Here is a 14,084-nt window from a genome sequence, read left to right as displayed (position 1 = left end):
AATGAAAGCCCCGGTAATTAAGTTACAGGGGCTTTTTTATTTTTACTTAACTAAGTAAGACGCTTCTAAAAGGTAGGTTTTCACATCACCAAGCAAAGAGAAGGCCTTGTCGATGGTTTTAAATCGCTCATCAAGTGAGTCACTAGATATAAGTTGGCTGAACGTTTTTACCGAGAAAGCTTCGTTTGCTTTAAAGAACTGATGCACATTTTCAAGTTGAACTTTATGAATATGCTCCACCTTATTTAGGGCGGTGGTTAAATCGGAAATGTTAATCGACATTGCTACTCAAGAACCTTATCAACAAGACCTCTACATAAGGTCATAGGATGGGGCTTTATATTTTGCCGTAGAGTAGCACCAAAGAACGGATTGCAGTCTGACTAAGATCAATTTGTCTCGCTTGATTATCTACATCTATTTCGATCGGAAAACTTCTCGCAGCACAAAAAAGGGAAGCAACTTGCTTCCCTGTAATTAACATCGATATTAGATTTTTTTGGCAATGTCCGAAGTCAGTTCTTCCAACCCGACGGATAGTGCGTCGACAAGTGCTCCATAGCCTTCGTCCTGTAGAGGCTGAGAGATTTGTATTGGTGCACTGTTTTCTACCTTACCTTCAGCATTGATGAGTAACCATTCCCCCTCAATTTCGATATTGCCTTTGTAGCTACCATTAAATTTATTTAACGTAAGCTGTAGTTTGGCTTCACCATTTTGATCCAACAGGTTGTTCATTTCAGTCGGCCAGTAATGAGTCTGTTTGTGGCATAGTTCTGTGACGACTCTCTGAGTGATTTGCTCGGAAATACTATGCGCCCATTGATTGTTTCTTGCCTGGATAACTTGAGTCTCAGAGGTTCGGTAAACGATACCACTGTCGTTTAAATAACTTGCCAGTTTTACTGGACGAACAACTAAAGTAGGGCGCTGTGAGATATCAGAAGAGCTCAGCGTCACTGGTTCCGCCTTAGGTAGAAGGTACAAAGCCCCTTTAGTTTCTGGAGCGCTACTGCAACCCGTTAGACCGACAAATAGCGCGATAGACAAAAAGAATACTCGTTTCATTAGTTTTGGCCTTTAACTGGGATTGGGTCACTGATTTCATCTTCTCCAAACACGAGAGAGTTTGGCTTTTCGTTTAGCTGTTTAAGTACGGGTTTAAACTCTGTCATCACGCTTTCTAGTTCTTTGAGCGTGGCTTCCATTTCATTGTACATGGTTGAGTTTGGTCCATAACCATCGAGTGTTTTTTGCAACTGCTGCAAGCTTTGGCGAATATCTGTTGGGATCTCTTGCGTCTCTTTTTGATTTAAAAGTTTATCAATACTGTCCGCGACACGTTCTGCTGACGCCAACGTCTTTTCCGACGTTTTTAACGTTGCATTGAGAGAGTTAAGCGTTTCTTCCATTGGTAAGCTGTTAATCTTATTTAGGAAGTCATTAACTTGGCGCTGAACTTGGGCAAAACCACCACGCATGGTTGGAAATACATCTAAACCTTCATATTCACTTGGAACGTACTGATCATCATTAAGATAAAAGTCTGCATCAATATAAAGCGCGCCAGTTAACAAGTTACCAGTCTTTAAGGTGCCACGGAGACCGCGAGCAAACTCTTCCTTCAACTTTTCTTTGAACATAGATAAAGATTGGGATTCTAAATCTCCGTACACTCGACCGAGCTCAACGCGCACCAAAACAGGAATTTTTTTCGCAGAGAAGTTTTCTTCTGGTGTTGGTAAACGCATCGGTACTCTCGTTACGGTACCAATACGAAGACCGCGGTACTCAACAGGCGCATTCGCTTTTAAGCCACGTACCGATTCATCAAAAAGCATAACGAATTCAATATAATCATCGTACATACCTTCTCGAAGTTGTTTAATATCATCGTACAAGCGGAAGTTGACCATATTTTCAGTGAGCTGTTCACCGGATTCAAGACCTGGAACGGTATCGAAGGTAACACCACCCGTTAGCATGCTCTCTAATGAGCCAAACTTGACTTCGAACCCTTCAGCGTTGAGCTGTAAATCTACGCCAGAATTCAGCCAGAACTTGGTACGAGTGCGCACTAAGCTGTCATAAGGCTTGAAAATAAAGAGTTGGTATAACGCTTTGCGAGTGTCAACATCAAAGCTGGTTTTCTCTACACGACCAACCGTAAAGCCTTTATAAATGACGGGGTCACCAACGCCTAGCTTACCAGCCTCGCGGTGTGTTAACACAAGGCGTAGCCCCTCCGCATCAGGAGAGGCGACTGGGGGAACATCTAAGACCGTAAAGCGCTCTTTCTCTATTTTAGATTTACCCGGCTGAAGTTGGATATAAGCGCCAGAGAGCAAGGTCTCTAAACCTGAAACGCCATCACGGCCAATACGAGGCTTCACCACCCAAAACATGGTGTCATCTCGCAACATGCGTTCTGCATCCTTGTTCATTTGTGCCTTAGCGATGATGTGATCGTAATTTTCACTGAGAGTGACTTCAGTAATCAGTCCGACTTTTACATTCAATGCTCGGATTTCGGTTTTGCCAACCTCAATCCCATCTGCGGTTGGCAGTTGGAGAGTAATTTGTGGGCCTGTACTGTTGATATATTGGAACAGCATCCACGCTCCCATGGCTAGCGCAAGGATCGGGACAATCCATATCGCAGAAATCTGCTTTTGCGGTTTTATTTGAGCGGTTACGTTGTTCTCATCACTCATATTTGGCTTTCTCGTTTAAGTTGTCAGAAATCGGCTCCTGCACTTCGTTTTGTGGCAATTGCCACAACAAACGTGAGTCAAATATCGTTGCAGAAAGCATAGTAAAAATGACCACTGCCGCGAAAGAGAGCGCAGCAGGACCTGGGTAAATCGCCATTAAGTTTTGCAGCTGAACCAGTGCAACTAAGATCGCGACGACGAAGATATCGATCATGGACCAACGACCAATAAACTCAGTTATGCGGTAGATCTTTAAGCGTGAAATACTCTCTTCGTGCGGAAGATATCGCGCTTTTTGCGCATTGTAATACAGCCACGCGAGTGCCAGCATTTTCGCCATTGGAATAAATACGCTAGCAAAGAAAATTACCATCGCAATAGGATAAGAACCTAAATGCCAAAGCAATATTACCCCCTCCATGATAGTTGAACCTTCTGTATGTCCAAGGCTTACGGTGTACATCATAGGGTAGAGGTTCGCAGGGATATAGAAAATGACTGAAGCAAACAAAAGCGCCCAAGCTTTTTGTAAATTGTCTGCGGGGTTGTATTTGTGAATAGGGCTTTTACAACGAATGCAGTGTTGGTGTTTTTTAGCTTCAATAGGGTTGAGCTGGTGACACGTATGACAGCCAATATGGTTGTGGTTATGGTGCGTATCACCCTCTTTTACATCAGATAGCTCTATAGCTGGAATAAAGTGCCCCCAGAGCCAGCTTTTGTCGACCATTGATATGCATTTGACTACCAGAACGGTATATACACAAAACGCCCAGAATGAAGTGCCCATTCCTATGTCTGCGAGGGAAGCGATTTTAATTAAGCTGACCAACACGCCAATCAAAAAGACATCCACCATTAACCAGGGTTCGACTCGAAACAGAAGACGGCATAAAACTTTTGCCATTCGTTGCTGCTTTCTAGAGGGGGTATGTTTACGTGCTTTTAATGCTTCAAGGTGAAGAAAGAGAATGAGACCAACATAGATTGCAGGCAAAACGATAACTGTTGCGAGTAGCAGCACACCCAAAAGCACATTTTGAAACTCAGCCAGCATTTTGGCAGCGTGCAACAAGGTGATTTCTTGCGACAACCCTTGCACGCTGAACGACATAAAAGGGAAAGAAATGCTTAGCACTAACATGATCAAACATGCCGATGATATGGCGATCACGCTTTGGTAAGGCTTGGCATTCACTTTAGTCAGCGAATGCGAACATCGAGGACATTGTGCTTTTTGCCCCTGTTCGATATCGGGAATGCGAACAACAAGGCCGCACTCTTCGCATGAAATTAACTGACGGGAATTAGGTTGAATACTCATCGGGTAGGTTTTGGATTCATTTGTCCTAAGAATACTCTTTTTTCATTAGGCACGCTTGTTTTGATTCAGGAGTTTACGAGTTTCTTACTTTTGGCATCATAGTATATGGAAGCTCTAAGATATAAACAAAGTCGCGCTTGGCGCATTATTTTACTGCGAAGATTGGTATGTTGGAAGCCGAAAACCACTTAACGTTGCTGGTTTGGAGAGGGTAAGTGAATTGCTTCAGGAGAGTAAAACACCCCTGCTCAGAGAACCTGAGCAGGGAGGTGGGAGCACTGGTATTTAAGATGAACGGTTGTTTTTACTCGATGGTTCCGCTCTTGAAAGCATTCGATCCGACTTGCTTTCCACTAATTGTTTTTCCGTAATAGCCTTGATGTTGGTGATATCTCTCTGCGTTTGCGGCCACGTTGCCTTTAAATCGTGGATCTTGTGGACGCTCGTGGCTATTGACGTATGCCGCGACATCCCACGCTTCTTGTTTGCTTAACTGGACACTTTTCCCAAGCGGCATGTTTTCGTAAATAAAATAGGCCGCGGTGTTAATCCGGTGCATACCTGCACCCCAGTTATACGCAAATTCGCCCCAAAGCGGAGGAATGTATGAATGGCCGTCGGTGCCTTTGATACCCGAGCCGTCGGCGCGATGGCAAGTTTCGCAGTTCTTTTCGTAGACTAATGCCCCTCGCTCTGGTGATGGTTCTTGCTCAGGGGCGGCGATTTTTGGGTAGCCACGTCCAGAGAGATTACCTCGTTCTTCAATTGGTAATGCTTGCGCGATGGCTTCTGGCAGCGGGAAGTCTTTTGCTTTTCCACCAACTTGCAACGCTTTTGCGTCTAGCTCCGGAATTGGTTCATCCGTCATACCATGTTTGTCGAGCAAGCCGCCCATCGCCAACCAGTAGGCGTAAGCACTAAGGGCAACAATTTCTGGCGAATCGTAAGCGGGCGCTTTACCGTTCATGGAATACTCGAAACAACCCTGGATACGGTCAGCATAGCTGTTTACGCGATCGTTTTTCTTGCGATAAGCCGGGTAGGCCATGTAAGCCGCCCACAGCGGTGCTGCATTGGCTTTTCGTCCTGCTTCCATATGGCAGTTCACACAGTTTTGCTCATTGCCAACGTATTTACCGCGCATCTGTTGCGAGTTAACAAAGAGCGAGTAACCACGTTTTACTTGCTCACCAAATGCGGTGTTTGGAATTTTACTCAGATCGCGAGGCTGCAAATATTCACCGTGATTTTCTTTTTTCACAGCTGGCAGTTCAGTTTGACGATCCGGCAGTGGCTCGTTGGCCAAAGTAGCAGCAGAGATGAGAGGCAATGCGAACAAAGAATATAAACGTTTCATGTCTGCTCCTAGTAACGTAATGAGGCAAAGTAGTAGGAAAGGTTTTCAATCTCTTCGTCAGTGAGATTTTTCGCGATAGTACCCATCATATTGAGCGGGTCACCACTGCGAGTGTCGTTTTTCCATGCCATCAATTGCGTTTTTAAGTAATCAGCATGTTGGCTTGCGAGGCGAGGGAATTTGTCGACGCCCATTCCGCTGGCTCCATGACAAGTCGCGCAAGCTGGAATGTTTCTATCCCAATCACCTTGGAAGATTAATTTACGATACGGGTTACGAATGTCGGCTTGGTCGCCGCGTTGCTCTGGGTTAGTGAACTCGTAGCTTGGAAGGTTAGCAAAGTAATCCATGACTTCTTTACGAACGGCAGGATCGCTAAGCTCTTTCGCCATGCCTTGCATGACTACGTTTTGTCGTTCGCCACTAAGGAAGAGTTCTATTTGGGTGTTGAGATAATTCGCGTTCAGACCAGCAATCATAGGCGCAATGTTTGGTTGACCCATGCCATCTTGGTCGTGACAACCGCTGCACACGCTGGCTTTTTCAGGAATAGACGAGGCGCTTGCGCCCATTGTGGTTGCCAGCAAACAGGCCGTCACCACAGGTAGTATTTTTGACATGCTGACTCACTTTAATTGTTATTAATATCTCCAAGTGTCTACTGTGATAGTGACTTGGATGCTGTATTGTCGGCTTTGTCAATAACTAAAGGTATTGTGGATTTCCACATATTTAGAGGGTGTGAAGAGCTGCTAAATGACAGCTCTTCAGGTTTGGTTGTCTACTAAGCTTTGCGGATTTTGGCCGGCAAGGACTGACGTGCCGCCGCGCCCACTACCCAATCCAACAATACACCTTTACCTTCTCGGGTAGGATCAATTAAGCCAATGTCGTTAATGTTGACGCCATCTTGGCTGCGCGTTTTTACGGGTTGTTGTTTATCGCCGATCCAGTGCGAGCGTTGTCCTAGCTCGGTATGACCAAACCCATGTTCAAATCCGAGTGTGCCAGGGCGAATTCCGCTGACTATCATCGCAAGTGCTTTGGTGCTTGCAGATGGTGTCTCAATAACAAGCTCATCACCTGTTTTAATGCCTGCGCGCTCGGCATCGATTGGATGGATGTACACTGGGTTTACGCCTTTAATCGAGTTCAACCTTGGCGATAGGTTCGATACTGCACTGTGAATGTTGGATTTAAAGTTCGTCAGGCTGAAAGGCCATTCTGAGCTTGGGAAATGGTATTCCATTGGTGTGCCATCGGCCAGTTTTTGTGGATGCCATGTTGGGCAACCCGTGTAGAAATCCCCCGTCATAGTGTTTCTTGCGCTGCCGACACGTTCATTCCATATCGCAACAGGCCGTGTCCATTTGTGCTTCATTTGCTCACCTTGATACGCTTCGGTTGCATTTTCAAAGCGTCCACCGCGAGCAAAAATAAACGCTACACGTTTCATCTCTTCCGCTGTCAGTGTCTTCTGCATGGCTGGCATTAAACGCTCTAGGCCGGACCACGCGATGTCCTCTGCTGAAACTTCAGGCACGCCGCCTTTCACATAAGCCAAGTTTGCCGCGGAACGTAAGTAGAAATCTTCAGCGCTGTGGAGAGCGTGCCAATTCCCTTGAGTATCTTGAATCGCGTTGTCACCGAAACCGCCCAGTTGCATTTTTTTAGCGACATCAATCAGAAAGTTCTCTAAGCAAATCGAGCGACCGTCGGCGGTTTTTTCTGTTCGCGCTTCCACTATCGGCCAACGAGCGGTGACGGTTTTCACCGGAACATCGTGCCAAGGCGTTGCCATGCCCCAGCTTTCGTAGGTGACGGTGTCCGGCACAATGTAATCCGACAACGCGGTGGTTTCGTTAATGAACGCATCAACAGACACAATCAAACCGAGCTGCTTTGGATCTTTAATCTTGTCTTCCAGTAGCGTTTTTAGCCCCGGAACACCATACATTGGGTTCGCCATATGGTTGATCCACGCTTTTACGCGATATGGATAACCATCAATAGCCGCAGATAGGTGTTCTGTCAGCAGTGGCGCTGCAAACGGATACCAAGGTGCGCGAGTTGGGTAAGGGGATTCACCTGCCTCAACGCGACGTTTGTATTCGCTGGTTTTGTGGTATGGGAATTTACTGCGCGATAAAAAGACGCCTTTCGGGCCGACTTTGCCAGCAAACTTGGTGAAGTCGTAACGAGGACCCGCAGCGGAAGTTGGGTAGCCACCCGCTTTCGCCATCGCGCCGCCTTTCATGTTGATGTTACCAATCAACGCATTGAGCATCATGATGGTAAACGAGTTATAGAACCCATTGGTGTGCATGTTGCCACCGTGGGTATCGACCACCGCTTTGGTTCCGTGACTGGTGAAGCGTTTTGCTAGTTCAACAATTTGCTCGACAGGGATTTCACATTGTTGGCTGTAGAGCTCAAGGCTGTATTTGAACGCCTCTTCTTTGAGTCTTTGTAGAGACGACTTTACGCGCACTTCACCTGATGCAAGCGAAACCGTTTTATCGACAAACAGTGCCGCTTCTCCTGTCTGGGTATGCACACCAAATTCGCCGCTTTGATCATCCACGATGACGTACGGATCGGAGTCAGACAACGCTTCGCCTTCGAATGGCAGATTCAGATCCGACGCGCGTAAAAACGTGCCGTTTCTCGGGTGCTGCTCATCGCTTATCACGAGATGTGTCGCATTACACCAGTGCGCGGTGCCTGCTCGCTTCATCGCGTTTGCCCCCGGCTGCGCTAAGAAGGTTTTGTTGTAGCGTTGGTTTTCGATAATCCATTGGATCATGCCAAGCACGAGGGCAGAGTCGGTGCCAGGTTTGATTGGTACCCAGCGGTTGTTGTCACCGGCAGCCAAGCTCGATGAACCCGCAGGTAAACTTGGTGTGATGATGGTGTATTCCAAGCTACCTTCTGTTCGCGCATTGGCGAGTTGGCGCGCCTGACGCTTAAAAGGGTTGCCAGCTTGAGCTGGCGACATACCGATGAAGATGATGTATTCCGCATTATCAAAGTCTGGCTTTAAGTGTGTGTTCTTATCTAAATCGTTCATAAATGCACCGCTGCCAGCACGAAATGCGTAGCCGCAGTAAGAGCCATGATGCCCAAAGTTACGCGTACCATAGCTATTGAACGCGAAGCGTTTGAAAATGTCGTCTCGGCCTTCGTTACCGGCATTGGTCATTAGCAGTTGGTTGGCTCTCGGGCCATATTCTGGGTTTTCAGGATCTACGGGCGTTGTTAAATCGCGAATTGCGCGTAGGCCATCAACATGACCTTCACCAAATAAATCACCACCTTCTACGACTTCTTCTATCAATTGCTCGTAGCTGATCGGAATCCATTTTCCTTCGCCGCGTTTGCCAACTCGTTTCAGCGGTTGAGTGATGCGGTACGGACTGTTGCGAATTTCTAGCATCCCGTTTCCACGTGCGCAGGCGGTGGAGCGACCTTCAAGGCCCGCTTCTCCTGCCAAACTTAAATAAGCATCTTTGACTGGCGTTTCGAACGGAATGTGTTGCTGATGAGAGAGTGGGTGATATGGGTTGCCAGTAATACGCAAAATCTCGTCGTTGCGGTTATCAATGCGCACACGCAATCCGCACAGTGACCAACAGCCAAAGCACATGGATGGAGCGACGCGCTGATTTGGATTCGGGATCAGGTTGCCTTTGTTGTTGACCGTGTATTCTGGTTCAAGCGAGTTACCGTGGTGAATATCACGCGTTTTTTCTCCTGCAGTGCCTTCGAGCGCACCCTCGACCATGTGTTTGGTTGTGGTGGCGTAACCCGCAGCGAATGCGCCAAGCCCACCCACTGCAATGCCTGATTTCAAAAACTGACGGCGTTTGTTATCCATGATGAAATCCTCTTTGATTAGCGTTCAGTTAAGGTGAGTGATGAGGCTTTTACTTCTATATTTCGTTTTGGTTGAACCAGCTCTGATCCGAGCAGTGCCATTGCAAGCCATAATCCGAGCATGCCGATAATGCCTATCCAGCCATTTCCATCCATAGTGAGTTGGTATGGATACAGCCCTGCATCGAACTTGGCGATGGTTTGTACTTCCATGATGGTAAACCAGCGAATCAGCCACGCACTTGCCAGTGCGGCAGCAGACACAAAACTGAGTCCTATGACGTGACGAAATCTGGCTGATGCGGACTTTTGGGTATCGCGCAAGAAAATGAAAGCGAGCAAAACACAACCTAAAATGACAAAAGTGAGCAAGGCAATGTTGTGCATCCATTGTTCGCTAGAATAGAGCGAAAATGCGGAATTGTTGGATGCCCAAATAGGTAGGAGAATCAGCGTCAGAACGCCGCTCGTTACCACCGATTTTTTCAGTAAATTAGTATCGCCAGATGTCAGCGTCTTTGACTGACTAGGCAGCAAGAGCCAAATCAGCAGAGCGAAGCCGACTGCGCCCATAAAAGCAGTAACAAACCAAAGAATCGGTGACGCTGGTTGGTGCCATAACGAGCGTGATTTTACGACCGCAATTTCAGCGCCTGTGTAGACTGCAATGGTTATGCTGGATAGCACAGTGATGGCAGATACCATAAGCATGGCTCTACGAGAGAGCACCCATTCACCCAGTGACAGCTTTGAAATTAGAGGCAGTACTTTCCCTGGCTGATTACGTAAGTTGATCAGATCCTGGCGGAGATACAGCCATGCAGTCACTACCGCTAAACATGAGAAAACAGGCAAGAAAAGCGACCCTAAAGACATCCATGACCACGGCGTGATGTGCGCGTAAAAATGCCATGCGCGTCCCGGTTGGTGTAAATCACCAGTTAACGCTAATGGCCCCACGATGGCGCCGATGGCCAGCGTCAGCACAAGAGCAGCGCGCAGTCTGTGGCTGGTGTGTTTTTCAAATAATAGGGCGATTAGGAATAAAACAGCGGCCGCATAAGCCGAACCGATGTAGAAGAAATACTGTACCGCCCACGGGAGCCAAGCCATCGCTTGAGGTTGGACTAACACTTCGGTGATGTTCATGCGCGATCTCCTTGTGGGTCGTAAATAGCAGGTTGTCCGTCGATATGGCTGGTGAAGCGCCCATCCATGCCGATATAAAACACATGAGGCTTGGTTCCTTCATTGGGTTTCAGTACTTTGATGTCGTCCTGGTGTTCTGTGATTAAGCGGCGAATCTCGCTTGTTGGGTCGTTTAAATCACCAATCACACGCGCACCGCCAACACAGGTTTCTACGCAGGCAGGTAATAGGCCTTGTTCTAGACGGTGAGCGCAGAAGGTGCATTTGTCTGCGGTGAGGGTGTCCTCATTGATAAAACGCGCATCGTAAGGGCAAGCCTGTACGCAATACGCGCAGGCGACACAGCGACTGTTATCCACCATGACGATGCCATCTTCGCGCTGAAAGGTCGCTTGAACCGGACACACAGCCACGCAGGGGGGGGTGTCACAGTGGTTACAAAGGCGAGGGAGCATAAAGGCTTTCGCTTCTCGCGTGGCTTTCGAACCGTCATCCAGCGTGACTTCGTACTGCTTTACGGTGGTTCGGAACTGACCGATAGGTGCTTGATTTTCAATGCTGCAACCCACGGTGCAAGCCTGGCATCCGACGCACTTTCGCAAATCCACCACCATGGCATAACGTTTCCCCACTTGTCCTTTTCGGTCGGCGGACTGGTTATTTCGAATAATGTTTCCCGCGGTTGCCGTGCCAATGCCCGCGACTGGAATTAACGCGGCTCCAACTGTGACCGCGCTGAGAAAGCGACGTTTGGTGGAATCCATAACTCACCTGCTTTTTTGTTGTATTTGAATTGACTGATTCCATTGTGAGAAATGCACCGCGAGGCTTATATTGTGGATTTCCACATACCCAGATCAAACTTGATCTAAAACAAATGTGGTTTAGGGAAGGTAGCTGTTATTCTTGTCGCACTCTCTTGACGGAACGATTCGACTCATCATGAAAAAAGCACTGTGGCTTCAGCTTTGGATTCTTTGCTTAGTTGCCTTTGCATCTTTGGCTCAGGGCGCAGTTTCTGAACAAGAATATCTGCAAGAAATGCAAGAGCAAAAGGCAGTGCAGCCAGAGGCCAAGCAGAAAGTCGAAGTGGGCGTGTTAGCGATACGTGGTCACCTTTATGCTGAGCAGAGATGGCAACCGACCATTGATTGGCTCAATCAGCAAATTTCCGATGTGCATTTTGTCCTTCATCCCCTTAACTTGGATGAAATGGGCGAAGCGGTGAAGTTTCAGACCATGGATTTCATCTTAACCAACCCAGGTCAGGCAGTGCGGTTGGGCAGGCAATACGCGCTGTCGTGGATGGCAACGCTAACCAGCAGAGCACCACAAAACTCGAATTACGGCATTGGTTCGGCGCTGGTGGTTCGAGCCAATTCAAGTTATCAAACGGTGCAAGATGTCTCAGGACGTCCTGTTGCGGCGGTATCAGAAAAAGCGTTTGGTGGTTATCTAACGATGCGCTATCAAATAGTCAAAATGGGGCTTAATCCAAACGATTTCTTTTCTGATGTCCGCTATCTTGGTTTTCCTATTGATGCCAACCTGTATCAATTACGTGATGGCAATGTGGAAGCGGCCGTTGTCCCTGCTTGTTTATTGGAACAGATGCTAAGTGAAGGGCTTTTACAACCGAGTAATTATCGAGTTTTAAATCAACAGCCGAACGAGCGCTCGTTATGCGCTGTTTCCACACCGCTTTATCCTAACTGGTCATTTGCCAAAACAGAGCGCGGCTCAGCTCAGATTGCCAAACAGATTGCGCAAGAATTGTTAGCGATGCCACCTGAACACCCTGCGGTTATTGCGGCAGGCGCATCAGGTTGGACGTCCCCCGTCAGCTTGCTGAGCATCGACAAACTTTATCAGGCGTTGGATCTCCATCCGTTGCAACAACCTTGGTGGAGTGAGGCACTGCGCTGGCTGCGTAGTCATCAAGAATGGGCGTGGGCGCTGTTCATGTTTGTGATTGTGTTGAACGCGTACCACTTTTGGCTTGAGTATCGATTTAGCAAGAGTAAGCAAGCGTTGGAGCAGACATCGTTACGATTAAAAGAGAAAAGTGAACAGTTAGAACATTCACAAAGGGTCGCGATTGTCGGAGAAATCGGCACTAGTCTTGCTCATGAACTCAATCAGCCATTGGCAGCCATTCGCAATTATAGTGAAGGCGGTTTACTTCGCTTGGCCAAAAAACGCCCACATGAAGATATTGTCCCTGTACTTGAGAAAATACAAGGCCAAGTTGAAAGAGCCGATGCAATTATTCAGCGATTAAGAACGTTGATTCGCAAGCGCAGTGTCGACAAAACGTTGTGCGATCTTCAAGTACTCATTGATGACACGATTGAGTTGCTCCATTTTAGAATGCAGAAGCAAAACATTTCTATTGTGGCCAGTACAGAAGGGAACATTCGTCCGTTACTTGTCGATGCAGTTGGCGTACAACAGGTTTTAGTTAATGTGATCAGCAACGCGATTGATGCGTGTACTTTGTTCCAAGAGAAATATCACTCATCAGGTTATCAAGGTAAAATTGCCCTGCATTGCGATTACCAAATCAGTCAACTCTCCATTCGAGTGTTAGACAATGGTACAGGGTTGCAGCAAGAGAATCCGACTCAAGCGTTTGTGAGTAGCAAAGAAGAAGGGCTTGGGCTAGGGTTAGCCATTTGTCGCGATGTGATGGAAATGCATGGTGGCGAGTTTGTCATCAGCTCGACAGCACCACATGGTTGTTTGGTTGAGCTTGTGTTTCCATATCAAAACTAATCTGAACTAGGCATAGGAGCATTCAATGAGCAGCGGTGAAAAGAAGCTACCTGTTTTTGTAGTCGATGATGATGAATCGGTGCGTGACTCGCTCGCTTTTATGCTGGAAGAGCATGACTTTAACGTGACGACTTTTGCTGATGGGCAATCTTTTCTCGATAAAGTGGACATTCATCAAGCCGGATGCGTGATCCTTGATAGCCGAATGCCTAACCTTCGTGGTCAGCAAGTGCACCAAATTTTAAATCAAGTCAACAGCCCGTTAGCCGTTATTTATCTGACAGGGCATGGTGATGTCCCAATGGCGGTCGATGCATTACAAGCTGGGGCGGTCAATTTCTTCCAAAAACCAGTCAAAGGCGATGAACTGGCACGAGCCATTTTGCAGGGACAGGCGCAGTCTGCCACAAACCTCGATATGGCAGCAGCTAAATCGGCTTATGAATCGCTCACACCTAGAGAAAAAGACATTTTACGTTTGATCATTGAAGGAAAACGCAACATTCGTATTGCTGACGAACTTTGCATAGCAATGCGAACGGTTGAAGTACACCGAGCCAATTTATTGAAGAAGTTCTCGGCAAAAACCGTCGCAGAGTTGGCATATATTTATGGCAAGTTAGATTAAAGCTTAGCGAGTGAAGCCTCTTAAGGCTATTTAGAGGATACAACTTGAGCTTTATGACGACTCGCGTATTATCTTCTTCGTTCTTACTTTATCTGAATTCTTATGAGTTTGTTGACTAAACGACATAACACGCCACATAAGCGGGCAAAATGGCTACTGGCGATTATTGGCTGGGTGGTCGTTGTGTGTCTGATGCAAAATTCAGGCTTTGCATCGTCATGCTCTATGAAATATGAGACGGAATCGCCCGCGGTTTCACTC

At 47.2% G+C, this 14,084-nt stretch carries 11 protein-coding genes; 2 read left to right on the top strand and 9 right to left on the bottom strand.

The genetic code is table 11. The features are described from left to right. Window positions 1-42 precede the first annotated feature (42 nt). From CAG69_RS07010 to dsrO, 9 genes are all read right to left on the bottom strand, one after another. Entirely contained in the window at window positions 43-282 is a 240-nt protein-coding gene (locus CAG69_RS07010) for a hypothetical protein (protein ID WP_005397103.1), read from the bottom strand. Between the two features lie 207 nt (window positions 283-489). Beyond that, window positions 490-1,068 carry a PqiC family protein gene (locus tag CAG69_RS07005; RefSeq protein WP_161443411.1) on the bottom strand — a complete coding sequence of 193 codons (579 nt, stop codon included), beginning with the start codon at window positions 1,066-1,068 and terminating at the stop codon, window positions 490-492. Then, window positions 1,068-2,714 carry an intermembrane transport protein PqiB gene (gene pqiB, locus CAG69_RS07000; RefSeq protein WP_161443394.1) on the bottom strand — a complete coding sequence of 549 codons (1,647 nt, stop codon included), beginning with the start codon at window positions 2,712-2,714 and terminating at the stop codon, window positions 1,068-1,070. The genes CAG69_RS07005 and pqiB overlap by 1 nt, the downstream gene beginning before the upstream one ends. Continuing rightward, a complete protein-coding gene (locus CAG69_RS06995) occupies window positions 2,707-4,038 on the bottom strand; it encodes a paraquat-inducible protein A (RefSeq protein WP_161443392.1) in 1,332 nt (443 codons plus the stop codon). The genes pqiB and CAG69_RS06995 overlap by 8 nt, the downstream gene beginning before the upstream one ends. 304 nt (window positions 4,039-4,342) lie before the next feature. Continuing rightward, complete coding sequence (locus CAG69_RS06990) at window positions 4,343-5,395, bottom strand: c-type cytochrome (RefSeq protein WP_161443390.1); 1,053 nt, start codon at window positions 5,393-5,395, stop codon at window positions 4,343-4,345. Between the two features lie 8 nt (window positions 5,396-5,403). Then, window positions 5,404-5,967, bottom strand: coding sequence for a c-type cytochrome (locus CAG69_RS06985; protein WP_443087822.1), 564 nt, complete (start codon window positions 5,965-5,967; stop codon window positions 5,404-5,406). Between the two features lie 212 nt (window positions 5,968-6,179). Then, window positions 6,180-9,272: a tetrathionate reductase subunit A gene (locus tag CAG69_RS06980; protein ID WP_161443385.1), complete on the bottom strand. Its 3,093-nt coding sequence runs from the start codon at window positions 9,270-9,272 to the stop codon at window positions 6,180-6,182. A 17-nt stretch (window positions 9,273-9,289) separates the two neighbouring features. Beyond that, window positions 9,290-10,420, bottom strand: coding sequence for an NrfD/PsrC family molybdoenzyme membrane anchor subunit (gene nrfD, locus CAG69_RS06975; protein ID WP_161443383.1), 1,131 nt, complete (start codon window positions 10,418-10,420; stop codon window positions 9,290-9,292). Beyond that, entirely contained in the window at window positions 10,417-11,184 is a 768-nt protein-coding gene (gene dsrO, locus CAG69_RS06970; RefSeq protein WP_161443381.1) for a sulfate reduction electron transfer complex DsrMKJOP subunit DsrO, read from the bottom strand. Before dsrO ends, nrfD begins: the two co-directional genes overlap by 4 nt. A 178-nt stretch (window positions 11,185-11,362) precedes the next feature. Here dsrO and CAG69_RS06965 point away from each other — a divergent pair, with 178 nt between their 5' ends. Then, window positions 11,363-13,195 (top strand): sensor histidine kinase, encoded by a 1,833-nt coding sequence (locus tag CAG69_RS06965; protein WP_161443380.1) that lies wholly within the window; start codon window positions 11,363-11,365, stop codon window positions 13,193-13,195. A 25-nt stretch (window positions 13,196-13,220) separates the two neighbouring features. Next, window positions 13,221-13,823 (top strand): response regulator transcription factor, encoded by a 603-nt coding sequence (locus tag CAG69_RS06960; RefSeq protein ID WP_161443378.1) that lies wholly within the window; start codon window positions 13,221-13,223, stop codon window positions 13,821-13,823. Window positions 13,824-14,084 lie beyond the last annotated feature (261 nt).

This window comes from Vibrio sp. V43_P6S15P86, assembly GCF_009904725.1.
Classification (GTDB): Bacteria; Pseudomonadota; Gammaproteobacteria; order Enterobacterales; family Vibrionaceae; genus Vibrio; species Vibrio diabolicus.
Note: the sequence above shows the minus strand (reverse complement) of the source record. Positions and strands in the feature narration are given on the sequence as shown.